19 protein-coding genes, 1 tRNA gene and 1 pseudogene are annotated in these 25,490 nt (G+C 30.9%); 11 read left to right on the forward strand and 10 right to left on the reverse strand.

Annotated features, from left to right (window positions below):
- Positions 1-1,074: 1,074 nt before the first annotated feature.
- Positions 1,075-2,841, reverse strand: coding sequence for an ATP-dependent nuclease (locus ACNQGG_RS09060; protein ID WP_417963196.1), 1,767 nt, complete (start codon positions 2,839-2,841; stop codon positions 1,075-1,077).
- Between the two features lie 578 nt (positions 2,842-3,419).
- Between ACNQGG_RS09060 and ACNQGG_RS09065 the strand changes: the two genes are divergently transcribed.
- The 7 genes from ACNQGG_RS09065 to ACNQGG_RS09095 all read left to right on the forward strand — a co-directional run bounded on the left by ACNQGG_RS09065 (position 3,420) and on the right by ACNQGG_RS09095 (position 10,353).
- The gene (locus ACNQGG_RS09065) at positions 3,420-4,751 is read left to right on the forward strand and encodes a hypothetical protein (protein ID WP_417963198.1); all 1,332 of its coding nucleotides are present in this window, start codon (positions 3,420-3,422) and stop codon (positions 4,749-4,751) included.
- Between the two features lie 194 nt (positions 4,752-4,945).
- Complete coding sequence (locus ACNQGG_RS09070; RefSeq protein ID WP_417963200.1) at positions 4,946-5,560, forward strand: hypothetical protein; 615 nt, start codon at positions 4,946-4,948, stop codon at positions 5,558-5,560.
- A gap of 343 nt (positions 5,561-5,903) precedes the next feature.
- Positions 5,904-6,701 (forward strand): hypothetical protein, encoded by a 798-nt coding sequence (locus ACNQGG_RS09075; RefSeq protein ID WP_417963202.1) that lies wholly within the window; start codon positions 5,904-5,906, stop codon positions 6,699-6,701.
- A gap of 158 nt (positions 6,702-6,859) precedes the next feature.
- Positions 6,860-7,681 carry a hypothetical protein gene (locus tag ACNQGG_RS09080; RefSeq protein ID WP_417963204.1) on the forward strand — a complete coding sequence of 274 codons (822 nt, stop codon included), beginning with the start codon at positions 6,860-6,862 and terminating at the stop codon, positions 7,679-7,681.
- A 177-nt stretch (positions 7,682-7,858) separates the two neighbouring features.
- Positions 7,859-8,587, forward strand: coding sequence for a hypothetical protein (locus ACNQGG_RS09085; RefSeq protein ID WP_417963206.1), 729 nt, complete (start codon positions 7,859-7,861; stop codon positions 8,585-8,587).
- A gap of 169 nt (positions 8,588-8,756) precedes the next feature.
- A complete protein-coding gene (locus ACNQGG_RS09090) occupies positions 8,757-9,593 on the forward strand; it encodes a tetratricopeptide repeat protein (protein WP_417963208.1) in 837 nt (278 codons plus the stop codon).
- Between the two features lie 232 nt (positions 9,594-9,825).
- The gene (locus ACNQGG_RS09095; RefSeq protein WP_417963210.1) at positions 9,826-10,353 is read left to right on the forward strand and encodes a hypothetical protein; all 528 of its coding nucleotides are present in this window, start codon (positions 9,826-9,828) and stop codon (positions 10,351-10,353) included.
- A gap of 82 nt (positions 10,354-10,435) precedes the next feature.
- On the opposite strand, the gene ACNQGG_RS09100 is transcribed toward ACNQGG_RS09095, so the two are convergent.
- Together ACNQGG_RS09100 and ACNQGG_RS09105 are read right to left on the reverse strand one after the other, a co-directional pair.
- Positions 10,436-10,699 carry a hypothetical protein gene (locus tag ACNQGG_RS09100; protein ID WP_417963211.1) on the reverse strand — a complete coding sequence of 88 codons (264 nt, stop codon included), beginning with the start codon at positions 10,697-10,699 and terminating at the stop codon, positions 10,436-10,438.
- Positions 10,700-10,822: 123 nt separating this feature from the next.
- A pseudogene (locus tag ACNQGG_RS09105) lies at positions 10,823-11,209 on the reverse strand (site-specific integrase); the annotation flags it as partial.
- Between the two features lie 741 nt (positions 11,210-11,950).
- On the opposite strand from ACNQGG_RS09105, the gene ACNQGG_RS09110 reads away from it, so the two are divergent.
- Entirely contained in the window at positions 11,951-14,113 is a 2,163-nt protein-coding gene (locus ACNQGG_RS09110) for a TonB-dependent receptor (protein ID WP_417963213.1), read from the forward strand.
- 482 nt (positions 14,114-14,595) lie between these two features.
- Here ACNQGG_RS09110 and ACNQGG_RS09115 read toward each other — a convergent pair whose 3' ends face one another.
- The 4 genes from ACNQGG_RS09115 to ACNQGG_RS09130 form a co-directional block, all read right to left on the reverse strand.
- Entirely contained in the window at positions 14,596-14,958 is a 363-nt protein-coding gene (locus tag ACNQGG_RS09115) for a hypothetical protein (protein WP_417963215.1), read from the reverse strand.
- A gap of 556 nt (positions 14,959-15,514) precedes the next feature.
- The gene (locus ACNQGG_RS09120) at positions 15,515-16,033 is read right to left on the reverse strand and encodes a hypothetical protein (RefSeq protein ID WP_417963217.1); all 519 of its coding nucleotides are present in this window, start codon (positions 16,031-16,033) and stop codon (positions 15,515-15,517) included.
- Between the two features lie 373 nt (positions 16,034-16,406).
- Positions 16,407-17,126 carry a hypothetical protein gene (locus tag ACNQGG_RS09125; protein WP_417963219.1) on the reverse strand — a complete coding sequence of 240 codons (720 nt, stop codon included), beginning with the start codon at positions 17,124-17,126 and terminating at the stop codon, positions 16,407-16,409.
- Between the two features lie 142 nt (positions 17,127-17,268).
- Positions 17,269-18,300 carry a hypothetical protein gene (locus ACNQGG_RS09130; RefSeq protein WP_417963221.1) on the reverse strand — a complete coding sequence of 344 codons (1,032 nt, stop codon included), beginning with the start codon at positions 18,298-18,300 and terminating at the stop codon, positions 17,269-17,271.
- A gap of 168 nt (positions 18,301-18,468) precedes the next feature.
- Between ACNQGG_RS09130 and ACNQGG_RS09135 the strand changes: the two genes are divergently transcribed.
- From ACNQGG_RS09135 to ACNQGG_RS09145, 3 genes are read left to right on the forward strand one after another with little or no spacing between them, the layout of a single operon-like run.
- Positions 18,469-18,990 carry an RNA polymerase sigma factor gene (locus ACNQGG_RS09135; protein ID WP_417963223.1) on the forward strand — a complete coding sequence of 174 codons (522 nt, stop codon included), beginning with the start codon at positions 18,469-18,471 and terminating at the stop codon, positions 18,988-18,990.
- Between the two features lie 45 nt (positions 18,991-19,035).
- Positions 19,036-19,935 (forward strand): FecR family protein, encoded by a 900-nt coding sequence (locus ACNQGG_RS09140; RefSeq protein ID WP_417963225.1) that lies wholly within the window; start codon positions 19,036-19,038, stop codon positions 19,933-19,935.
- A gap of 54 nt (positions 19,936-19,989) precedes the next feature.
- A complete protein-coding gene (locus ACNQGG_RS09145) occupies positions 19,990-22,479 on the forward strand; it encodes a TonB-dependent receptor (RefSeq protein ID WP_417963226.1) in 2,490 nt (829 codons plus the stop codon).
- An 82-nt stretch (positions 22,480-22,561) separates the two neighbouring features.
- Here the strand turns inward: ACNQGG_RS09145 and ACNQGG_RS09150 are convergent, their stop codons facing one another.
- The 3 genes from ACNQGG_RS09150 to ribB all read right to left on the reverse strand — a co-directional run bounded on the left by ACNQGG_RS09150 (position 22,562) and on the right by ribB (position 25,482).
- Entirely contained in the window at positions 22,562-23,824 is a 1,263-nt protein-coding gene (locus tag ACNQGG_RS09150) for a site-specific integrase (RefSeq protein WP_417963228.1), read from the reverse strand.
- Positions 23,825-24,093: 269 nt separating this feature from the next.
- Positions 24,094-24,181, reverse strand: a tRNA-Ser gene (locus tag ACNQGG_RS09155).
- A 167-nt stretch (positions 24,182-24,348) separates the two neighbouring features.
- Positions 24,349-25,482, reverse strand: a complete 1,134-nt coding sequence (gene ribB / locus ACNQGG_RS09160) for a 3,4-dihydroxy-2-butanone-4-phosphate synthase (protein ID WP_416850590.1) — start codon at positions 25,480-25,482, stop codon at positions 24,349-24,351.
- Positions 25,483-25,490 lie beyond the last annotated feature (8 nt).

Below are 25,490 nucleotides of genomic sequence, written 5' to 3' on the forward strand. Positions count from 1 at the left end.
CCACGCCATGGGACGTGAGCATCTTACTTATCATCTCGTTGCAAAAATTACCAGTTTTCAAAGTCGAGATTCAAAGCGAATGCTTCAAATATTTTTTATGAGAAGAATCGCAAATGTATGTAATTGGAAACAAATATAACAAAATATTTCGATATGCGCATTTTAGTACGCACTATTTTTTATTGATTGACTTTTCTTTGTTATTATGATTGAAGCAAACAATATTATTTGTAATTATATTTACAGAAGCTGGATTGAATCTTATAAATCTCAGCGTTCTTTTGCATTAGATCATAACATTGAAGAGAGTATAGTTCGAAAGATTAAAAATACTGCAATAAAAGTAGAAGGCTCAAATTATAATATACCTGTAAATACTCTTAATAAAATATGTGAGGCTAGAAATATTAAGCTTTCCGAGTTTTTTAAATTAATAGATAAATAGAAAAAGGTGCTGATAAGCATGTTTTTTATTTTGTAGGGATATCGAATACTTATCAATTCGGGATTATTACTTATCAAAAACGGAGTTTTTGATTTCAAGCTAAAAGACGAATTCCTATACTTTCTATATTTGAGGTATGGAATGGTATAAAATAATAGGATTTATTGTGGTTTGGTTTTTAGGTCTTTACCTGAGAGGTAAGATTTATGAGTTTAGGAGGGGATATAATAAAAATGGTAGTTGGAAGAGTAGGAGGAAAGAGTAGAAAGATGCTGATGAGGTGTCTTTTTTGCTTTTAGAAAAAGGACTTCAAAATTATCATCTTTTAGGATACTGGAGCGCAGATGTTGTTGAGAATAATAGGAACCAATGGAATTTAAGAATAAGTGAAATTGGAAAAGAATTAATAAAATACATAACCGAATAAAAACTACTGGCAACAGCTAAGCTTCGTTGGGCTTGTAAAGCCAATAATGAAGCACCTATGTTGAACAGAGCCGGAGGAGTTTTAATAAGCTACGGGTTTTGATACCGGAATAATACTATATAGAAAAAGATGCTGTTAGGCATCTTTTTCTGTTTGCTAGCTTTTTTTCATAAAATATTTAAGTAAGTTAATATTTTAGAATTTAATTTGGACAAACTGCCAATAAATCAGCTTCTAATTGCTCAATTGTGCTCCATTCTGAACAATTTACTGGGATAGGTTCTGAATGATCAATTAGCGATTTGAACAATTGCTCCACAATCGCAAATTTATGTTCATCTGTTGAAATAGTTTGTAATGCATTGTATGGTTTATTCAACTTGATTTCTTCTCCAAAGTATGCTTCTTCAAAATTTGGAAGAGAGGCAAGTAGTCGTACCTTAGTCCCTTCTGGGCTTTCAGCTACTGAATTTAAAATATTTGGATTGTTCCCCCATGCTGGACTTTTTTTAATTCCATCTTTTGCAAAAATCCGATCTGAATCATGTAAAACTGAATAATTTGCACCAAATTGATTTAAAATTTTTACAAGTGAAACAATTGTAGCTTTTCCTCGTGCTCGAATAATATGTACGTCTTTGTATAGCTCTGGTTTTTTATTTTTTATGTAGTTGAACGCGGTATACTCTGTATCACCTTCAACAATTATTACTTTACCACCGAAAAAGAATTCAGCAACATAAGGATCACATAGATTTAGTAATTTAAGATTTGCCATGTCATCTGCATCCAGTTTGGCCTTTTTGGGTCTAAAAACTGTAGTCCCTTTAATTTCTCCAGCAACATTCTTTTCAACACGTACGATACTTGTGTTATTACGGGAAAAATCAATAAAAACTGGAGAATGTGTCGTTATCATTACTTGCCAATTTCCGCCTGTTGGTAAACTATACAACACATTACATGCCTCACGTATGGCATTAGGATGTAAACAAATTTCAGGTTCATCCAATAATAGCAAATGAGGTCTGCTTGGTTTACCGTCTTCCCTAACTTTCTGGTTTATTTCAGAAACATATTTTAAAGCAGTCCATAATAATGTTCTTCTTGCACCGCTACCTTGTTTTTCAATCGAACTTTGAAACCCACCTTTCGGTCCCATGGTTAAATCTGCATCAGGTGATAGCATTTTTAAATCTACTTGTTCACTAACTTTTGCATCAAAATTAACTTCATAATTAGGAAACACTTCCGATATTAATTTTGACAACTCTGCATTTGCCTTGTCAATTTGTTCTCTAGATTCATCAACTATCCTACCTTGAAGCTGTCCCACCTTTTGCAATAGCTGTTGATATTCATTCTCATGTTCAGCATCAGCAGCCTGCAGGCTTTTAATTTTTTCTTGTATACCAGTTAAAATTATGCTTTTTATCACATTTGTTTGTGATTCAGGAGTATCAAATGCTTTAACAGAATGTGGCTCTGGTCTTCGTAAGTTAGCAATATTTGCAGGTCCAAAAGGGAAACTATTTTCATGCCAATCTGCAATAGTTACATCCCATCCTTGTCTATCGGGGAGGACACCGTCTTTTTTCCATGTCCATTTTTCCTTTACAAGCCACCCATCTTCAAATTCTTGAATCCATTGGGCTCCAACTCTTTCGTCATATATTACTGTGTGTAATTCAATCTGCGGAAGATTGTTTTCGTCATGTATTCTATTAGGAAAATCGTCAATGCTAAGTTTGGCAGCATTTGAACCATCAGACATTGCAATCTCATAAGCTCGGAGTAATGAGCTTTTCCCTACATTATTGGGGCCAACCAGTACAACGATTTCATCTAGATCGATTTCAACTCCCGTTGATCCAATACAACGAAAATTCTTTACAATCAATTTTGTCAGCCTTGGTCTAGGCATTGATAACATTATTTCTTCTTCTTCTCCAGTATTCTTTTTTGCCATGATAAATTATTTTAATCTAAAATACAAAAAATCTCACAAAGTTGGTTTGTGTAATCGACAATGAGTATTTAAAACTGATTAAATACATAGATGTTTGATTTTTTTGCCCATCTGGCTCGATTGCATCGAGTACCATTTTATATTAGAAAGATAAAACAGAGCGTTTATAACGCGGATATCTAAAAAAAAACTGCTCTTCAGCAAAATACAACTAAACTTCCGTTTCTACTCGCCCTTATAGTTACCACTCCCAGTGGGAGCTTATATACGAGGGAAAATATATGATTTTAGGAGGGATTATTTTTATAATGATAGCTGGAAGGATAGACACAAGAAATGAATAATTCGTTTTGAGATAAATAATTAAGGAGATGCTGTGAAATTGGCATCTTTTTTATATGCATTCTTTTTTCTGATAATCTGGAAAACTGTAAAAAAATATAGAAATGGTTTTGTATGTTTGATATAGCGCAGTAAAAAGCTATAATTTGTTACAAAGCCAATCTAATTCAGGTGGATTGTAGGCGTTTTATTGTTGGTGTAAACAAATTGCCAGTAATTTTAAAAACCGAAACCGAATGTTTGGAATTAGTACTAAAGTAAATGATCATTCACTATATATGCTTAATGATATGGTTGAAAATCAAGTTTTAAATGCAAAAAGAGAACTTTCAGAATTGCCTTTAGAAAATGAAGGAAGAAGAAACTTCTTAACTGCTCAAATAAATTACTACGAGTCTGAACTAGAAAAATTTAAAACTGACGTAGAAAATCAACTATCTGAAAAATTTCAATTTTCAGTTGAAGAACTTTATGCAATGTATGGGCAATATGAGAATAAGTACATTACAATTGAATTTCATAAATTTTCCGAATCAGCAACTAAATTTGGAAGGAATATATCTGGTGTAGCCATTTACTATAAAAAAGAACGTGAAGCATTGGAAAAAGCCATTTCAGAAGAAAATGTACCAAGAACAAACGGAATGGTAAAAATAAATTGCTCAAATGATGAAAATTTAAGCAATGGGCAAAAAGCTGACTTGATTGAAAATGGATTTAAATCGGGAGATATTTATGAAATTTTAGTTTCAAATTTACCAAGTAATAAATCTTATAATCAATTAGGAATAAAGAATATTCCAAATACCATAACTGTTAATTTTGATCCAACTGACTTTGACCCAAACAGAGCTTATTTATGGCTTTACAGTAAAAGAATAAAAAACGGGGATATTCTAATTGATGAGGAATGGGCTAAATTTTGCGGTTTATCACTTTATTTGGAGCCTGGTTCAGAGAAATTTGATTTAATACAACAACATGCTTTTACTGTAGATGGTCAAAAAAAATCTTTAGTGCGCTTTTACGAGCTTGAAGCTAAACTGTATGCAACTGATATTTCTGGAGAAGAGATTTTAGAGTTCAACAATTTTCTCAAAGAAAGAAGAATTGAAAGAACAGAAGCAATTAAAAATGAAATCAAAAGTTCAACTAATAAAAAATTAGAACAATTTGAGGAAGAATATCCTGAAATTTATTCAGAATTACAAAAGTCAATAGTTCAATTTGAAAATGAAAGTCTTGAATATCACGAAATGGCAACTCCAATTTATTGGGATTATGAAGGTTATTTGCATATTTATTTAAGACATTGTGATGAGTTAGGAATAGAAGGCCATTTTGAGAATAAAACTAAATTTCAATACAATCAGAAAGACATAAAAAGAATTTTAAAGATTGCAATTGAAAAATTAAAGCCTCAAATAAATGAAAAGCTAAAAAATAGCAAAGAATTTAGAGTTTACGGAGATAGAACATTATATTTTAATGGAAATCATTATTCTTTGCATATATTAAGTAATGGAAGAGTCTCAACATTTCATCCAATGGAGAATCCAACAGAATAAAAAACTACTGTCAACAGCTAAGGTGCTTCGTTGCATTATGCAGCACGAACAACGAAGCATCTGTGTTGAACGGAACCGGAGGTAGTTTAAAAAGAGAAATAATTATAGTTTAAATCATATATTTTTACTTTCTAATTAGTAAAAATAAAGTTCGTTTGGCGGTAATTTTGAGAAGAACTTAACATTAATCATTTATGCATAAAGCCTTAGTAATTGTTTTTGGAATTGTATTTTCTATAATATGTTCTGGTCAAGAAATTGAATCTAAAAAATATCACTTTGAAAAGTTAAATTTGGATTTGAAAAAAGATTATAATAACGCTAAATTCATTCTTGATTATTATTTTACTGATGGTATTTCTATTGGTGATAGATATTTTTATGAAATAATAGTTACTGATTCTATAATTACTTTAACTTTCGATTCTCCTGATTTTGGAAGTTATGATTATGTAAAATATGTGAAGCGGATTCATTTGGAGCCTGAAGAAATTGACACCCTTAAAATGGTAGTTAAAAAAGCAAAACTTAAGCAGACACATCAGGGAATAGCACATTGGGATGGTTCAATGTACACAAGAGAATTATTAATTCTTAAATTGGACAATCTTTATATCGCGGGTGGACAAACGTATGGACCTATTGGAACTTATGCTGACGATGAACCTGAAGATAAAGTGGAAAAAGAAATTGAGAAAGATAAAAGAGATTCATCGAGCATTAGTGGTGATTATGATTCTATAATAAATCTTCTTAAAAAATATTTCACGAACATTGAGGAATTGTGTAAAGCAGCTTACAAATATTAAAACTACAGTCAACAACTAAGGCCGGACTTGCAAAGCCAAAAATGAAGCTGTGTTGAACGGAACTTGAGGTAGTTTTGAAAAGTACTGTTTTTAAGCTGCGGGATTTGAAGACTGAAATAATACTAAGTAGGAAAGGTACACCATGGTATCTTTTTTTATTTAGATTTTATTTTGTTTCTGATAATGTGGAAAACCGTAAAGTATTGTGAAAATGGTTTTGTAAGTTTGGTACAGCGCAGTGGAAAGCCATTTTTCGACATAAAGCCAATCTAATTTGGGGAGATTACAGCCACTATATGGCTAGTGGAAATAAGTTGGCGGCAATTATAAAAAAACCTACGAAATGGAAGAACTAAAAAGACCCGAAAATATAAACGTAGAAGTTTTTTTCAACGAATATGTAGAATATTTTGGGGGACAAGTAATTTCTAATAATAAACAAAATTTAGTTGACAGACCAAATGCAGATTATTTATTTAAAAATGAAAATGTTATTGCGGAATTAAAATGTTTTCAAAAAGATTTATTCCATAATGAAGAAGACATTCCAAGAATTTTCAATTTTTTAGATAAATGGGAAGAAAAAAAACTAATAAAACAAGGAGATAAAATTAAAATCTTACTTGGTTCAAAGCAACTTCCAAAAGAATGCTATAATGATTTACTTATTGCTTGTTCAAAAACTATTGACAGAGTTTTACACAAAGCAAATAAACAAATTCAAGAATCAAAAAGAACATTTTCAATTCCCAATGCAAAAGGATTAGTACTGTTGTGTAATGACGGAAACTATTTTGTTGAAAACAACGTGTTTCTTGGGCTCATTGCAAATCTGATGGGAAGAAAATATATGGAATCTGGCATTGATGGTTTCGTTTATTTCACACTTAATCAAGTTTCAAGAATCCCTAATAGCGAATTGGATTGGCACATATGGACACCTTTATACAGAGTTGAAAATGATGAAGTTCTTGGGGATTTTGTCAATAAACTTGGCTTTAAATTCCAAAATGAGTTTTATACTATGAAAACAGGTATTGTACCCGTTGACAAAATAATAACTGATGACTTTGAAAAAGGAATGAATACAATTAAATCAATGAAACATATACCCAAAGATATCATATTCAAGAAGAAATAGCAGCCACCAACACACGTCTTTATCCATTTGCAAATTTAGTGGAATTACCGTTTTTAATCGTATTTTCGTTTAGTCGAAAATACTCGTTTTTATAAGTTGTAAAACGGCTAGAGACTCCAGATCGTTATTGGTAACCAAAACAAAAATTAACTCTAAATATGTTAACTAAACTATTAGTAATACAAAAAATTGAAGAAGATGGTAGTGTAAATATCTATCAAGCATATTCTGACAATTTCCAATGGACATTTGAAACTGACAGAAAATCAACTAATGAAGATAAAGATTACTTTCCTTTTACAATCTTAGGTGATGTAAATGTTGTAAAACGAAAACCTGGTCCTGAAACGAAAACCAAAATAGATGGAAATGCAATTAGTTTTATTGATGACTATGGAATTCCTGATGGAAGCGTAATAGCAATTTTATCTCCAAGTAATTTTATCCCAGATATTATTAAATTCAAAGACAAACCTTATATTCCAACAGGATTGGTTGGACAAATTGTTTCTTCACCTCCTGGACAAATACAAATAGTATACAATCATTCAGAAAAAAAATCAGCAATAATATTACATATTCATGAAAAACAATTTTTCGGGATTAAATGTGCTTTTAAAAAAGTTTCAGATGAAGGGTTCCCAGAAAATAATGATGTTTGGCAAGATGAATTATTCGATATAAGTATTTCTAGAGAATTATTAAATATAGATTCTATTAAAACTGAAGACTTAAAAGTTTTTAATGAAACGATAAACATAGTAGACTTATCCGAAGTAAACCAAATTTTAAATGAAGTCCTTGAAGCTTTAAAAAATAACGATAAAGCAAAAGCTCAAAGTACATTATCGAAATTTGGAAGATACTTAATGACCAGTACCCAAATTGGAGGTAATGTTAGTAAAATTATGGAAAGCTTAGATAATGGAGGTGCAATAAATAACTTTATCAAACAAGTAATTAAATACACTACTACATAAAATATTGGCAGCTACTACAACGGATTTGGGCATTAGACTTAATTGAAGTGTGGTTTTGTATTTGGGATGATTTGCTTCGCCTGCTCGCTATAGCTCGGGTGGCAAATCCGAAAATAGGGATTAATTTAATACCAAAACCGCTGTAGTAGACGGACATTATGAGCTATACTTTGAAAGATGAACTACGAACATACTAGCATATCACCGCCTGAAGACACATTTTTGTGGAGATATATAACGGTACAGAAATTTGAAGATTTAATTACTTCATCTGAACTTTATCTACATAGATTAGACAAGTTTATTGACCAATATGAAGGTGTAGTTACAGAATACACAAATGAAGTTATTGAAAATCTGTTTCTAGAATTTGAAAATGCGATTGAGATGCAAAATGAATTATACTTTTTATTATCAAGTTTAAGAAAAATAACGTTTATAAATTGTTGGCATATAAATCATAATGAAAACATAGAAATGTGGAAAACCTATGCAGATTTGAACAATGGAATTTTAATAAAAACTACAGAAGATAAACTAATTAACTCACTGACAGATCCAAAACTTGGCTCTTTTCATCTTCGTCCAATTAGATACGCTAAACGAGATTCACGAGAAATAGATTTGAGTTTTCCTTTAGAATTAATAAATTTTAAAGATGAAATATATAGTTTCGAAAATGAGTATCGCTTAAGCTTACAATATTATAAAGGTGAAATTGATCCAAAAGATGCTGATATTACTATTGTAAATGCTCCTGAAAAAGGAGTTAGGATTCCGATCAACTTAAAAACGCTAATAGATGAAATATTTGTATCACCTAATTGTGATCAAGAGTTTTTTGATAGAATTCAAGGCCTAGTTGAGAAACTAAATATTAAGATACGACGTTCGACCATAAGTTAGTAAAGCTCATTACAGCAGTCACGACTCATTGCTTGATTTTCTTAACTGGAACACTTTCGTCACGAAAAAATGATATCTTAGTGGAGAAATTGCAGTTCGCTTTTCCGCAACAAGGCGTGGCTGCGAACCGTTATGTACAAGTTTAATCCAAATTAGTTTTATAAAATATATGCTAAAAAAACTAGAAAGACCAATCATAAAAAGATTTAATGAAACTGATTGGGAGTTTATCAATCCAGAATCATATGATAATGAAATTGTCGCTGACGAATTTTGGAAAGCGGTAGAAATGTTGGACTATGAGGACCAGAGAGCTGAAGATGTTTTCAAAAAATTAATCGAAAAGCATCCATTTTATATTGATGCCTATGTCCATTTAAGTATTGCTTTTAGAAACCAGAAAAAGACATTTGAAAGTTTATTGACTGCAGAAAAAGCATATACTATTTCAAGAAAATGTCTTCCTAAAGAGTTCAATTCAAAAAAACATAAAATAATATGGTCTTGGCTAGAAAACAGACCATTTTTAAGAGCATATCTGAACTACGCTTTAGAAAATATTGAACACAAAAATTATGAAATTGCAATTTCGGTATTAAAAGATATTTTGAACTTTAATGAAAATGATAATCAAGGTGCAAGATACACTCTACTTGAAACATATTTAAAATTAAAGAACTTCGATGAAGCAAAAAAAATAATAAAGAAATATAAAGACGACTTTTCTATAAAGTTCAAATTTGGAGAAGTAGCTTTAGCTGTGTTAGATGGAAATACAAAAAAAGCAGATATTCTTTTAAAGGAAGCGATACAAACGAATAAATTTTTTATAGACGAAATAAAAAAAGAAAAGCATATTAAACCAGCACCTCATCGAATTCCAGGTGAACCATTTTTTGACGCAGGAATTCCTATTGGTTCTGTCCAACAAGCATATGAATATTGGAGCAGAAACAAAGATTTGTACAAAAGCAAAAAAATAATTGAGTATTTTAAGTACAAATAAAACCCACACAACAGCTAAGTTTTCGTTGTGTGAGTAGTACTAATAATGAAACTCGTATTGAAAGGAAGCGGAGGTAGTTTTAATAAGAAAGATAATTGTAGTTTAAATCATATATTTACTTCTAAATAACAAAATAAAGTTCGTTTGGAGGTTTTTCTTCCGAAGCTTCGGCAGAGCTGGAGTTGTGCATGATTATAACTGAAACTAGAATCTAAATTGAAAATTTTATAAAATGACAAATACAATGCAAAGAATATCTTTTATGTTAATTACATCTTTTATGTTTTATGGTTGTGCAGGAACAATAAACACAGTAAAATCACCAGAGTACAACACTAAAAATTATAAAAAAGCATATATAATTTCTACAGATAATTCTCAGTACATTCAATTTAAATTTGGTATCATAACTCCTTTCGCATACATAATACCATCAGATGATCCAGCAGTACAGCATGATATAATTGGCACCACAGCTGATGTAATAAAAAACGAGCTTGAAAAGAATGGTATTATAGCTGTAATTGGAAAAAAAGAAGATACTCCTGTTGGTTTTGATTTTATAGTTCAATATTATGATACATGGAGATGGGATTTTAAAAAAATACTCGATAAACTTGAAATTGTTTTTATCACATCTGAAGGCGATAAAGTTATTGCAAAATCAACGTATAATATTTATAAAAACAAGGAAATACATAATTTTCCAACACCCGAAAAGGAAGTTCCAAAAATGATAAAAGGAATGCTGTCGAAATAAAAACTGCACAAAATAGGTAGAGTTTAGTTGCTTGCGCAGGACGAAAAATGAAATTGGTGTTGAACGGTACCGATTACAAGTCCTATTTTTGTAAGTCGATCTCTTTTATCATCCGTTCGAGTTTTTCTCGCTGTTGTTTTGCTTTTTCATCATATGCCTTTTGTCTTTTTTCGAAAATGGCTTGATTCATATGGAGTTCTTTTTCTATTCGAATAAGTTCTTTTTCAAAAGACAAAGTTTTATTATAACTATAAAGCAGGAGAGCCAATAACAATGCAATACTTAAGAAATAAAAACGATATTCCAATAGTAAATATTTTAGTGTTTCAATTGTTTTTGATAACATACTATTAAAAATTTAAGATGTTCTTGTGTAAAAATTCAGAAACTAACATAAATGTACTATAAATTACCTGATTTGAACTATTTACTCTAAACTCATTATGTGTCAAATTTAAGTAGAAATTCTCTAATTTGCATTTTTGATAGTTTTATCATTGTTCTGGTTTGACATTTTGTTTCGTAAAACCATCATATCCTCACTCACTTTTTTATCCAATATCTTAGCATAGTGTTGCGTGGTTCTTATGTTTTTATGTCCCAACATTTTGCTCACGCTTTCTATGGGAACACCATTTGTGAGTGTTACAGTGGTTGCAAAAGTATGTCGGGCAATGTGGAAGGTTAAATCTTTTTTAATACCGCAAACATCCGCTATTTCCTTTAGATAAGCATTCATTTTTTGATTGCTTAAAATGGGTAATAGTTTATCTTCATTTATGCATTGTGGGTGATTGGCATATTTCAGAATTAATTCTTCCGGAATAGGGAGGAGGGGAATGCGAGAAGCTGTTTTTTTGGCGGTGAGTAATACTTATCAATCAGGGATTAAAGCTTATCAAAAAAGGATTTTCTGATTTCGAGCTAAAAAGTAACTCTCTATATGTTCTATATTTGAGGTATGGGGATTTATTGTGGTTTGGTTTTTAGGTCTTCACTTGAAAGGGAAATTTTCTGAGCATTTGAGGAATTATAATAAAAATGATAGTTGGAAGAGTAGGAGGAAATATTGAAAGATGCTGAGAGGTGTGTTTTTGTTATGATTAGAAATCCTTTGTAATTTACAACTTAATCCTTCATTAATGAATTACAGTTAACTTGTCCACAAAACAGAATTATAGTTTGTACATTTGCGACAATGAAAGGATATATTAAAATAGTACTTCTAATTTTGATTTCGTGTTGCTATATCAATACCGTATTTGAATTTTCAGATACTGAGAAAAATTCTAATTTTGAAAATGAAAGTCACATCTACTTTCAGCAATGTGATAACCAAATCTTTGCATACAACGTAACGCAAAGCATTCCGTATTGTGACATTTATTGTGACACGCAAATTCAATTCCATTTAAGTACAATTCTACTTGCATCTAAATGCAATTCATTTTACAAAAAATCTTTCTTTCCAAAACGGGATAAGCTTTTTATTCTATATTCTTCTTTCTTGATTTGATGATTTCTGATTTAACTTTTTTGGCAATTGCTATGCAGTTGTCGGTTTCACTATTTCAGAACAATTCTATTTAAATCCAAAATGAAAAAAATAATATTCATTCTTTTGCTATTTCCATTTTTAGCAACAGCCCAAAACACTTTTAAAGCAATCATCAAAGATGAAAAAACAAAAAAAGCACTTGATAGCGTTTCTGTATTTCTAACCGGAAATCAAAACGGTTCCACTACTTCTGACGAAAAAGGATTTGTAGTAATTGAAAACATTCCCAGCGGTAAGCAAACAATTGTTTTCAGCTCTTTTGGTTACCGAAAAATGGAAAAAAATATTTTATTCCCTCAAAATGAAACTATTGAAATATTTTTAGAACCATCATCGGAAGAATTAGAAGAAGTTAAAGTTACTTCAACGAGAAGTAGTCGAACAATAAAAAACACTCCAACTCGAATCGAAGCGATTGCAGCGGGAGAATTAGAAGAAAAATCTTCAATGCAACCAGGGAATATAAAAATGTTGCTTACTGAAAGTACAGGAATTCAAACGCAACAAACTTCCCAAGTTTCGGGAAGTGCAAGCATTCGAATTCAAGGATTAGATGGGAAGTATACACAACTTTTACAAGACGGATTTCCTTTGTATTCGGGTTTCGCAAGTGGTTTGAGCATTTTACAAATTCCACCTTTGAATTTAAAACGCGTGGAAGTTATCAAAGGCTCCACTTCAACACTTTATGGAGGCGGAGCCATTGCGGGATTGATAAACTTAATTACAAAAGAACCGACCGACACAAGAGAAATTTCATTTTTGGCAAACATAAATCAAACACAAGCGTTGGATTTAAGTGGTTTTTATGCTGAAAAATACAAGAAATCAGGACTTACAATTTATGCTTCAAGTAATTCTCAAAAAGCAACCGATGTGAATAATGACGGTTTCTCGGATATACCAAAATTTGACAGATATACCATAAGCCCAAAGTTTTTTTATTATCCAAACGAGAAAACGACTTTTAGTTTTGGTGCAAACGCAGGATTTGAAAACCGAATTGGTGGGGATATGCAAGTAATAGAAAACAAATCAGATGCTACGCATATGTTCTTTGAGCGAAATAACAGTAATCGATATTCGACACAAGCAAAATTTGAAAAAACATTTGACAATAAAAATATATTGACCATTAAAAATAGCGTTGGATATTTTAACCGAAAAATAGAAAAACAAACTTATAATTTTGAAGGACAACAAATAGCCACTTTTACAGAAGCCAATTATCTAATCCCTAACGAAAAATCAGAATGGAATTTGGGAGCGAATTTAGTTTCGGACAATTTCAAACAAATGAATTTAATGGCTGACAAGTTAGATTATTACAATGCTGCCTTTGGTCTTTTTGCTCAAAACAATCTTAACATAACCGAAAAATTTATTTTAGAAAGCGGTTTGCGTTTAGACATTACAAACAGAAGCAATGTTTTCGTCTTGCCTCGTTTATCATTATTGTATAAAATCAACAAAAAATTATCTTCAAGATTTGGCGGTGGTTTAGGATACAAATCACCAACCATTTTCTCGGAAGAAACCGAAGAAAAAGCGTTTCAAAATATAAATTCACTTGATTTTTCAAAAGTTAATCCTGAAAAATCGTATGGATTAAATGCTGATGTCAATTACAAAACTACCATTTTTGAAGAGGTAAGTTTTGCCATAAATCAAATGTTTTTTTATACCATTATCAAAAACCCGTTGGTTCTTAATCCAGTCCCATCGACAGTAAATTATGCCTTTGAAAATGCCAACGGAAATATAGAAACTAAAGGATTTGAAACAAACGTAAAGCTTCGTTTTGAAGATATTTCCTGTTACATTGGTTATACCTATATTGACGCAAATAGAAATTTTAATAACACAACAACTATAAACCCTTTAACGGCAAAACATAGAATAAATGCAAACGTAATGTATGAATGGGAAGAGAAATTGAGAATCGCTTACGAAGTTTTTTATGTTGGAAACCAGTATTTGACAAACAACGAAAAAGTTAGGGATTATTGGGTTATGGGAGTTTCAGGAGAATACAAATTCAAGTATTTCAGCATATTTTTGAATCTTGAAAACTTTTTGGACAGCCGACAATCGAAATGGGAAAACATGTATTCGGGAACAATTCAAAATCCACAATTTAGAGAAGTTTACACGCCAACAGATGGATTTATATTGAATGGTGGAGTTAAAATTAGGTTGTAAAGGTTTGGATATAAGTACTACAAAACATTGGCAGCCGTTGCCGACTTCTCTAAAAATCTAAATCGACACTGAATACCATAAAAAACAACCTCGCTTAAGTCATTTTAAGCGAGGTTTGTTTTTATAAAAAAAAAATTAAACATTATGGTTGTGCTAGTTGTAATTGTTTGGCTTTTCAATGTGTTTGGACTTTTCAATAGCTTGATGGATGTACATGTATAAAAAAAAACATGTCACATTATTCAAATATCAGTTCTGAAATCGAACGGTCTTTAAAACAATAATCCTTAAAACTAACAATCATGAATTTAAAAAAGATCATTTGGAGTTTTTCAACTCGCTCAGATTTAATCCCATAAAAAAAGCGCAAAGGTTATCACCTTGCGCAGCTTATAGGGAAGTATATTTTTTGGAAAGTACAGCTTTTCAGAGTGCAGGTGAGATTCTCCAGCAAATATAATTATAAAAGGTAATTCCTTTAATTAAGGACGAATTAAAAATCGTACTGTTGTTTTATCATTAGCTTGATTATAAATATCAACTATTAGATAGGTGTTAGTAGTAACACCTGTAATCAAATACGCAAAATCATAGTCGGTTTTATTTTTTGCTGTCGTATCATCCGTTAAAAATGGAGTACTTGATCCCTCTTTTGTAATTATTACCTTAGAAAGCGCAATCTCAGATTGGATATGGCCGCTCACTGTAAATTCGCCTTGTGAATTAGCTTTACCCTCTGTTTGATTAAAAGTTATTGTTGGAAGTGCAGCATCATCCTTTGAGCATGAATTCAAAAATAATCCGCTCGCTAAAACAGATATTATAGTAATAAAAAAATATCTCATTCTCATAATTATTTGTATTTAAATTGTTGTAAATTAAGTGGCAAGGTAACTTTCTTTTCTTAAGCAATGTGTTAAAGTCTTAAAAACAATTACACAGAACGAAAATGCTTTGGGAATATACAGACAAATTTACTACCAATTGCCTCGGACTCTCTCATAAGAAAGATAAAGGAATTGAAAAAAAGTAAATATTATAAAGTGTTTCTAAACACTCTCTCGACTATTTAAAGCATTATCATAACGAAGCGAGGAACTTCTTTGCAGCAGAATTAATGATGTTAAAAGAGGTCACGGTAGAATGGCTTATTTAGAAGACTTGTGAGACACTAGCGAATAGAAGTATTTTAAAGATAGGAAAAAAGTTATTTCCAAAAAATATTTTTGAGCTTTTTAAATGAGCTCAAATATTTTTCAGAATAACTTTTCAACTTACACAGTTAGTAGGACGCTACCCTTTTTTAAATCCGTTTTAATTTAATTAGTCCTTGTCATCTAAGTCTGTTTCATTTTCAAGCAGATTCTGGTCTCCCTCTCTTTTATCATTTTTTATCAGGAATTAGTCTCTTTCATGCCCATCCCCATGTTTACTTCCATGACCCTCATCATTGTCATAATCATCATTGTCATATTCTCTTCGATCATCATATTCTCTTCGATCATCATATTCTCTTCGATTATTATTATTATTATTATTATTATAACTTATTGATCTTTGTGGTCTGCCATGATAACCTCTGTAATATCTCATTCTATCATTATCAAAATTTCTATAAGGTCTTGAACCATGATAATCATTCAAAACCACTTTGTATCCATTGTATAGATCATAATTTCTATATTCTCTAGGCAAATATCTTGATCGTATCCATCTTCCTCCACCAAAATAAATAAATTGAGTAGCTCTTATATCATAATAAGCTTCAACATCTGGCAAATAATAATAGTCTGCCTCCGCATATCCTTCAGGACCCCAAGATGGCGGTGAACCTATGTTTAAACTTACTGAAATTTGTGCATGAATTGAGTTGGATGCAAAAAGGATTATTCCTGCAGCGATTAATTTTAATGTTCTCATTTTTCAATATTTAATTTAATTATTAACTCTTTATGTAAATACTTTTTTTTTGCAAAGCCAACAACTATGCCAATGTAAATTAGTTAACATTTAATTAAGATTTTATTTAAAAAAAAAGAGAAGCCGAAGTAGGAGGGCACTGAAAAAGTCCCTATTTACAAAAATCATTAAAAAAAGCGATTAAATAAGGCTTTGATTCTATTTAATTGTCTTTTTTTAGTCAAATTCAATCTTCTTAGTTACAGGGGGGGGTATAATAACCAAAAGGAGCGAAACCATAGTTTTTTCGCTCCTTTTTAGTTATTTTCATTTTCCTTATTCGAGGGACTTTTCAGTGGCCTCCCGAAGTAGCTTCTCTTTTTTTAAATTTTAATTAATCCTTGTCATCCAAGTCACATTCATTTTCTAACAAATCTCTTATTTGCTCTCCAATGTCATGATGTCCATCATCGTTATCGGTACTAATTTCGATAACTCCATCTCCATCGGTATCTAGCAATAGGTTCTGATTAGCTAAAGTTGTTAATTTTACCATTAGAGCATCAAGTTGTATTTTAATATTAAGAGTTACGTCATTACTATTAACTGTAAAATCTTTAGTTGGATCATCAAAATCAAGTTCAAGTTCAGCATCTTTGCCACTCCAGATGATAAAGTTTTTACCGTTTATTGTCCCTTTAATTAAAAAAGTTTTACCTTCCATTTCGCCTGGCATAATACTTTTTTCAAACTTAAATTTAATTTCCTCATACTTGGCATTTGGAATATTAACAGAAGTAATAAATTGGCTCAAAGTTTTGTTTGGATCCAGGATATCTACTAAAAAGGGACCTACAAGTTTTACATCATCATCATAAATAGAATCTGTAAGATACTTGTCATCTTCTTCATCGAGTTCAAATTTTATCTTACCAATGTTTATTTTAAATTCCGTGAACACCACTGTTGATGCAGCAGTACGAGCAGTGGTAGAAGTTTTTCCTGTTGCAGAAACGGCTGAAGCTTTTAATGTCACATTTCCGCTTGTAGATGGATTATCCGTACAAGAACTTATCATAATGACAAGTAATGCTAAAATTGTTGTTTTTTTCATTTTTTCATTTTTTTAAAGGTTAAGTAAATATAATTAGGGGGTTAATAATTAATGTTCTTGGCAAACGATTTTAATAAATGCATTTATAAAAAATAGTTCTTTGAAATTTAAAGTAATTAATGGGGTTTATATTTAGTTTTAATTAGTTTTTAGTAAAATACACATAATCAGTTTCTCCATCGCTACTGCTTTTATTTTTCAGTCTAACATTCGTAGTTGTATATTCCTTAATTTTCCAATCGTCTTCCAATTCATCTAATTTACTGTCATCAAATTTTAGCAGAAATATATCTTGACCACTATTTACAAAAGTTGACCAAGTTCCGCCAATATTATTTGTTCCTTTTACAGCCACAACAGTCCCATTAGAATTGAAAGCAAAATTATAATCCTTGTAATTTGAAGTTTCATCAGTGTCGTCAAAATAGTAAGAAACATGCCATGTTCCCTCTGTCAAAATCGAAGTGAAATTCTGATTTCCTCCAGTGCCTGAATTAGTACCACAATCTTTAATCCCATCTTCAATACTGTTTTCAAAATTAGAGTTGTTTGTAATTACAACATTTTGACCATTCGGGTCTGTAATAGAAATTGGATAGCTGATAGAAATAAACACATTACTTTCTATATCTTCTAAAAAGTTATATAAATCGGTATCGTTTTGAATAGTAATAGTCTTTGCAATTTGATTATCTGCATTATAAATATTAATCTTTATTGGGTAATTTATATGTATACAGTCAATCTCATCAAACCCATCATCTTCATCACAATTATCAATAACATCATCTAATTGATCAGAATTTGTAATCAGTTGAGTTTTGAAATTTTGATATTGAATCGTTATTGGATAAACAAAGTTTACAATATCATCATCATTTGAAAAAGCATCTAATGCGTTTTGAACTGTTACATAATCATTTTGGTCAGATACTGTAATTTGTTTTCCATTTACAATAACAATAACTGGCAAATGAACATTAAAACAACTAGAATTATCCAAAACATTATCCTTAGACGTAGGGTTTTGTGACACCCTAGAAATCAAACCCGTAAGAGGAGAGACGGCCGTTAAGTTTTGAGTAGCATCTTGAATAACCAATGTTTCCTCATTTTGACAAGAAATAAATACTATTGCCGTAAAGCTCATTAATAAATATTTAATCGTTTTCATATTTGTTTTGTTTTGGAATTCATATATCTTCCTCGGTTTGTATTGAGCTTTCATTGTACTCATGTCATAAAAATTAGAGGATTTGATAATAAAACAGTTTAAATAAAGATTACCCTACCAAAATTTAAAAATAAATATACCTTTGTAAGGTAAAAATCCACGAAATAGATGGCAATAAATTCATTATCAGAAACTTGTGATAAAATTATTTTTTCTACATTTTTCAAAAGTCATGCAAAGTCGCTTCGCAATTTTCTTTTTTATAAATATGGAAATAAAGACCAAGCCGAAGATTTAGTACAAGAAGCATTTATTAAACTCTGGCAAAATTGCAGTGCAGTTCCTCTGGAAAAAGCTAAATCCTATATCTACACTATTGCCAACAATGGCTCTCTTAATGACATTGCACATCAAAAGGTGGTCTTGCAATATGAAAAGAATTTTTCTGGTTTTGATAAAACAAATGAAAATCCTGAATTCATATTGGAAGAAAAGCAATTCAAAAATAAATTATTAAAATCAATCGAAAATTTAAATGAAACACAACGAGTTGCATTTTTGATGCATCGAATTGATGGTAAGAAATATAGCGAAATTGCAGAAGAATTAAATATAAGTGTTAAAGCAGTTGAAAAGCGAATACATTTGGCTTTAGTTGAACTAAGAAAAGAAATTGATAGTATAAAGTAGGGTAAATTTGTTTTTACTTGTTTTAAACATAATAAGATTAATACAATGGAAGAGAATCACATTTTAGCAAAATGGTTAAACAACGATTTGACAGAAGCCGAATTAGCTGAATTTAAAGCTAATCCGGATTATGAAAAATATGAAAAAATTAAAAATTATACTTCTCATTTAGAAGTGCCCAATTTTAATGAAACGAAAGTTTTAGAGCATGTTATAAGTCATAAAAAAACAACACCTAAAGTTATTCCTCTATATAAAAATTGGTTATTTAAAGTGGCTGCCGTTTTAGTTATCGGGTTAGGAATTACATTTATGGTAGAAAACTTTGCCTCACAAAACCAATATGCACCTAATGGAAAAAGTGTTTCTTTTTCGTTGCCCGATAATTCCGAAGTAGTTTTGAATGCTGGTTCAGAAATTGAATATAGAAAATGGAATTGGGATAACAACAGAAACCTTGAATTACATGGTGAAGCTTATTTTAAAGTAGCAAAAGGCAAAAAATTTGTAGTTGCAACTGATCTTGGAAAGGTTGCTGTTCTTGGAACTCAATTTAATGTAAAAGTAAGAAAAAGTCGTTTTGATGTAACTTGTTTTGAAGGAAGGGTAAAAGTAAATTACAAAGAAAAAGAGGTGATTTTAACCCACGGGCAAAGTGTTACTTTTGAAAATGGAAAGCAGATAAATACAACCGTTAATGCTTCTAAACCAGAATGGCTAGAAAATACAATTGCTTTTAATAAAGAAAATTTACGCGACATATTAGATGAAATTCAAAGGCAGTACAACGTTTCTATTGAAGTAAAAGCAAAATATTCGGGTGAATTATTTACTGGTAAAATTCCTATTGACAATCTTGATGTTGCCCTTCAAATTATTGCGAAGACCTATCATTTAGAACCGAATAAAATTGCTCCAAACAAAATAATTTTTGAAGGAAAATAAATGTTTTTTAAACGTATTTATGTCTTATTTTTTTGCTGTGTTTTTGCCTTGAGTATGACAGCTCAAGACAGAAGCAAAACAATTGCATTAAAAGATATTCTGCAATCCATAGAAAAACAACATCATATTTATTTTAATTATATTGATAATGAAATAGTTGTTTTTAAAATTGTACCTCCAAAAAAATCTTTGTCCTTGAATAAGAAGATTAGTTATCTTCAAAAAAAAACCAATCTATTCTTTGAAAATATAGACAATAAATTCATTACTATTTTTAGCAATAATGCATTTGACACAAAAATTATTTGTGGATATGTATTTTCGAAAGAAGATAATTCTCCACTGGAAAATGTGAATATTAAGTTTGTAAATGGTGCCGGTACTTCAACTAATAAAAAAGGATATTTTGAACTAAAAAAAGAAAAATCAACGGATTTATTGGTTAGTTGTATTGGCTTTGCCACTAAAAAAATTTCTATGGCAGATTTACAAAATAAAAATTCCCAAAAAATTTATATTGAAGTTGAAGTTTTTGGATTAAAGAATATAATAGCGAATCATTTTTTAACTTCTGGAATTTCAAAAAAAAATGATGGAACATTTGAAATAAAGCCAAAGAAACTAGGAATCTTGCCTGGTTTAATTGAACCCGATGTTTTACAAACCATGTTGCAAATTCCCGGTATTTATAGTGCCGATGAAAGTATTGCGAGTATTAATGTGAGAGGCGGCACCCATGATCAAAATTTATTTTTGTGGAATGGAATAAAAATGTACCAAACTGGACATTTTTTTGGATTAATTTCAGCGTTCAATCCTAATTTAGCCCATACTATCTCTATAACTAAAAACGGAAGTTCTGCTTTTTTTGGAGAAGGTGTATCGAGTGTTGTTGATATTTCCTCTAACCCCAATAAAATTGAAAAAAACAGTTTTAGTGCAGGAATAAATATGATTAATGCTGATATTTATTCAAAGTTTAATATCACCAAAAAAGGTTTCTTGGAAATTGCCGGAAGAAAATCCATAACCGATTTAGTAAAAACGCCTACCTATAAAGAATATTATAATAAAGCTTTTCAAAACACAAGTATTACTAATTTTTCCAATAATCAAAATATCGATTATTCAAGTGACGAGAAATTTAATTTTTACGATATTACGGCTAAATATTCTCAAAAAATTGGACGTAAAGACCATCTCATTTTAGATTTTATAACTATAAATGATCAACTTAAAGTTTTTCAGACAACCAGAATTAATACTATAATTCAGTCGGAAAATAATATTTTATATCAAAAAAATTACGGAGGTAATCTTTCGTGGAAACGAAACTGGAATGCAAAAAATAGTAGTAATTTCAATGTTTACACTTCGTCCTACGAACTTAATGCCGAAAAAAAACAAATACAGGATAATCAAACTGTAAGACAGGAAAATAAAGTGTTAGACAATGGTTTTAAGCTTGAGAATAGTCATATAATCACTTCAAAATTTACTTTTAATAATGGATATCAATTAAGCGAAATTGGTACTATAAATTTAGATGAAGTAAATAGTCCAATATTTTACAGAAGAATTAAAGAAGTTCTGCGAACTCATGCGTTCATAGTTGAAGGAAAATATAACGATACCTTATCCAAAATATATTTTAATGTAGGATTGCGATTAAACTATATAGAACAATTTAAAAAACACCTTTTTGAACCAAGATTACAGTTTAATTATGCTATCACAAAACATTTTAATTTAGAAGTATTAGGTGAATTCAAAAGTCAAAATTGTTATCAGGTTATTGATCTACAGAAAGATTATTTTGGAATTGAAAAAAGACGGTGGATATTGGCAAACAACACGACTATTCCTATTCAAAAAAGTAAACAAGCATCAATTAGTTTTTCTTATGCCAAAAATAATTGGTTGTTTACTTTAGAAAATTTTTATAAAAAAGTAACTGGAATTAATAGCTCAAGTCAAGGATTTCAAAACCAATTAGAATTTGTAAAAATTAATGGTGATTATAGAGTCTTAGGAATTGAAATGCTAGTTCAAAAAAAAATAAATCATTTCATTACCTGGTTGAGTTATACTTATAATGAAAATAATTATCACTTTCCAAATTTAGAACAACCTGTATTTCCAAACAACTTTAAATTAGATCATATTGTCTCTTGGGCTGGGATCTATCAAAGAAAAAATCTAAAAATAGCATTGGGTTCAAAATGGTATTCTGGAAAACCCGAAACAACTCCTATAAGTTCAGCGATAAATTATAGTAATTCCTCAAATCCAAAAATTGATTACAATACCCCTAACAATAAAGTCCTAGATAACTTTTTTCAAGTTAATTTTTCGACAACATACAAATGGGAAAGCTTAGATCAAATTCAATATAAATTGGGGTTCTCTTTATTGAATGTATTGAATCGAAAAAATGAAATCAATGAATATTATAGAATAAATACAGTTACCAATTCTATTGAAGATGTAAAAACTTTTTCACTTCGACGAACTCCAAATTTAAGTTTTAGAATAACTTATTAAACCTACATTGCTTGTAAGAACATTAATCCCTACCAAATTGAAAGAAGGCGCCATTGTTAAACTTGGATTACTAGGAACTAACTTATGCATTCCATGAATTAGTTCTATCCGAGACATTTCTATCCTGTTTAAAATTGCCCAATTTGGATTTTAATAATTCCATATCCTCACTCACTTTTTTGTCCAATATTTTAGCATAGTGTTGTGTGGTTCTTATGTTTTTATGCCCCAACATTTTGCTAACGCTTTCTATGGGAACACCATTTGTGAGTGTTACTGTCGTCGCAAAAGTATGTCTTGCAATGTGGAAGGTTAAATCTTTTTTAATACCGCAAACATCCGCTATTTCCTTTAAGTAGCTATTCGTTTTTTGATTGCTCAAAATAGGTAACAGTTTATCTTCATTTATGCATTGTGGGTGATTGGCATATTTCAGGATTAATTCTTCTGGAATAGGGAGAAGGGGGATTCTTGAAGCTGTTTCAGTTTTTTGACGATGTGTAAATATCCATTTTCCGCCATCAATACCCAAGCTGATATTTGATACCGTTAAGTTTTTGACATCGATGTAAGCCAAACCTGTAAAGCAGCTGAAAATGAAAATATCTTTTACCTGGTTTAGTCTTTCGGTTGCAAATACTTTAGAATAGATGTCCTGAACTTCTTCTTGTGTCAGATAATCTCTTTCGACTTCACGAATTTTTGATTTATAGTTTGTAAATGGATCTTTATCTAACCACCCATTTGAAATACAGATTTTAATTATTTTCTTGAAGTTCTTAATGTATTTGACTGCTGTGTTGTTGGCGCATTTGCGGACACTTCTCAGATAGAATTCATATTCTGTTATGAAAGGATGGTCTATTTTATTGATTTCAATATCGGATACGTTGTATTTCCACTGCAAGAAGTCTTTGGTGTGCTTAAGTGAGGTTTTGTATCGCTCTAGTGTTCCAGGTGCGTATTCAAGCCCTATAAGCTCTTCTACTTTCCGGTTGTGTTCTTCGAAAATAGGGATGAACATATGTTGATGTTCTTTGATGCCGAGAAGTCTATTTTTAAAAACTTCAATTGTAAGGAGTTCGTTCCGGTGTATTAATTCCATTTGGATGTCGAATATTTTTGATTTCAGTAAATCAAGGTATTCATTTAATGAACGAGCATTCTCTGTATTGCCCTTCATTTTTGACAGCTCAGGTGACCATTTAGTAGAATCTATAAATTTTTTGGTACTGAACTCCATTCGATTTCCATCAACAGTTAGTCTTACATAGATAGGAAGTAGACCTGCAGCATTAGCTTTTGTACTCTTCGCATAAAAGTGCAATGTGATTTTAGTTTTCATAGTGGTGACCTTTTAATTATTATTCAATTTAGATTTCTAAAGAATATCAAACAAGATGTTTAAATAATGGACTAGTGTTAAACTAGCCATTGAACAGGTTGTTTGAAAGGTTTAAGTCGATTTAGCGAGACCTGATTTTAGAATTATAGTAGGGTCTCGATTTTATCTCGTTAAGAATGAGATTAGATGAATAATTTGAATATGTAGTAAAAGCAAAAACCCCGTAAATCATAAGATTTACGGGGTTTTGATACCATTTGTTTTTCTACTGGCGGAGAAAGAGGGATTCGAACCCCCGGACCTGTTACAGTCAACAGTTTTCAAGACTGCCGCATTCGACCGCTCTGCCATTTCTCCAGTATGTCGCTTTCATTACCTGATTGCGAGTGCAAATATAAGAACCTTTTTTGGTTATGCAAATCTATTTTTATAAAAAAAGCATCTATTTTTACTGCTAATTTTTAAATGTTTCATTTTCTATGCTTTAGACGAAACTTATTTTTGAAAAAAAATAAAATATTGGTTTAATACTTTACATATTCTGTTATTTCTAGCCCATAACCAATCATTCCAACGCGTTTAGTCCCCTCAGTATTGGATACCAATCTTATTTTTGAGATATCAATATCATGTAATATTTGAGCACCAATACCAAAATCCTTACTGTCGATAACAATTTTTGGTGCTTTCATCACCCCTTCACTTTGTAATAATTTAAGTTCGGTTATGCGACTCAGTAAATTAACCGATTGCATATCCTGATTGATGAAAATAACGGCACCTTTTCCTTGCTCATTAATTACTTTGAACATGTCATCCAGTTGTTGGTCTGCGTTATTGGTTAATGTACCTAACAAATCATTATTTACCTGTGAGGAATTGATTCTGGTTAAAATAGACTCGCCCAAATTCCACGTTCCTTTTGTTAAAGCAATATGTATTTGTTTATTGGTGGTTTGCTGGTAAGCACGTAATCTGAAAGTACCAAAACGGGTTTCTAAATCAAAATCTTCTTTTTTTACAATAAGACTGTCATGTTGCATTCTGTAAGCCACTAAATCTTCGATAGAAACTAATTTTAAATCGAACTTTTTAGCCACTTTTACCAATTGTGGTAAACGCGCCATCGAACCATCCTCGTTCATGATTTCTACAATTACTCCGGCAGATTTAAAACCAGCCAGTCGTGCAAAATCAATTGCGGCTTCTGTATGCCCTGTTCTTCTTAAAACACCTCCTTGTTTAGCAATAAGAGGAAAGATGTGTCCTGGTCGTGCTAAATCATGTGGTTTTGTTTTGGAATCAACTAAAGATAAAATAGTTTTTGCTCTATCTCCCGCGGATATTCCTGTAGTTACCCCATTTCCTCTTAAATCTACTGAGACTGTAAAAGCAGTTTCCATTGGATCCGTATTGTTACTGACCATTACATGCAGGCCTAATTCTTTACAACGGCTTTCTGTTAATGGAGCACATATTAATCCGCGACCATGAGTAGCCATGAAGTTAATCATTTCTGGTGTTACTTTTTCGGCTGCAGCCAAGAAATCACCTTCGTTTTCTCTATCTTCATCATCAACAACAATTATAATTTTTCCTTGTCGGATATCTTCAATTGCTTCTTCTATAGTGTTGAGGTGTATTTTATTTGTAACCATGATTGGTA

Origin of the sequence: Flavobacterium esculini, from assembly GCF_048284325.1 — a bacterium.
Classification (GTDB): Bacteria; Bacteroidota; Bacteroidia; order Flavobacteriales; family Flavobacteriaceae; genus Flavobacterium.

Coding starts and splice junctions, on each gene's coding strand:
- ACNQGG_RS09115 (WP_417963215.1), bottom strand. CDS start 14,958: ATGAGATATTTTTTTATTACTATAATATCTGTTTTAGCGAGCGGATTA.
- ACNQGG_RS09085 (WP_417963206.1), top strand. CDS start 7,859: ATGAACTACGAACATACTAGCATATCACCGCCTGAAGACACATTTTTG.
- ACNQGG_RS09090 (WP_417963208.1), top strand. CDS start 8,757: ATGCTAAAAAAACTAGAAAGACCAATCATAAAAAGATTTAATGAAACT.
- ACNQGG_RS09125 (WP_417963219.1), bottom strand. CDS start 17,126: ATGAAAAAAACAACAATTTTAGCATTACTTGTCATTATGATAAGTTCT.
- ACNQGG_RS09150 (WP_417963228.1), bottom strand. CDS start 23,824: ATGAAAACTAAAATCACATTGCACTTTTATGCGAAGAGTACAAAAGCT.
- ACNQGG_RS09120 (WP_417963217.1), bottom strand. CDS start 16,033: ATGAGAACATTAAAATTAATCGCTGCAGGAATAATCCTTTTTGCATCC.
- ACNQGG_RS09135 (WP_417963223.1), top strand. CDS start 18,469: ATGGCAATAAATTCATTATCAGAAACTTGTGATAAAATTATTTTTTCT.
- ACNQGG_RS09110 (WP_417963213.1), top strand. CDS start 11,951: ATGAAAAAAATAATATTCATTCTTTTGCTATTTCCATTTTTAGCAACA.
- ACNQGG_RS09100 (WP_417963211.1), bottom strand. CDS start 10,699: ATGTTATCAAAAACAATTGAAACACTAAAATATTTACTATTGGAATAT.
- ACNQGG_RS09060 (WP_417963196.1), bottom strand. CDS start 2,841: ATGGCAAAAAAGAATACTGGAGAAGAAGAAGAAATAATGTTATCAATG.
- ACNQGG_RS09130 (WP_417963221.1), bottom strand. CDS start 18,300: ATGAAAACGATTAAATATTTATTAATGAGCTTTACGGCAATAGTATTT.
- ACNQGG_RS09080 (WP_417963204.1), top strand. CDS start 6,860: ATGTTAACTAAACTATTAGTAATACAAAAAATTGAAGAAGATGGTAGT.
- ACNQGG_RS09065 (WP_417963198.1), top strand. CDS start 3,420: ATGTTTGGAATTAGTACTAAAGTAAATGATCATTCACTATATATGCTT.
- ACNQGG_RS09140 (WP_417963225.1), top strand. CDS start 19,036: ATGGAAGAGAATCACATTTTAGCAAAATGGTTAAACAACGATTTGACA.
- ACNQGG_RS09075 (WP_417963202.1), top strand. CDS start 5,904: ATGGAAGAACTAAAAAGACCCGAAAATATAAACGTAGAAGTTTTTTTC.
- ribB (WP_416850590.1), bottom strand. CDS start 25,482: ATGGTTACAAATAAAATACACCTCAACACTATAGAAGAAGCAATTGAA.
- ACNQGG_RS09095 (WP_417963210.1), top strand. CDS start 9,826: ATGACAAATACAATGCAAAGAATATCTTTTATGTTAATTACATCTTTT.
- ACNQGG_RS09070 (WP_417963200.1), top strand. CDS start 4,946: ATGCATAAAGCCTTAGTAATTGTTTTTGGAATTGTATTTTCTATAATA.
- ACNQGG_RS09145 (WP_417963226.1), top strand. CDS start 19,990: ATGACAGCTCAAGACAGAAGCAAAACAATTGCATTAAAAGATATTCTG.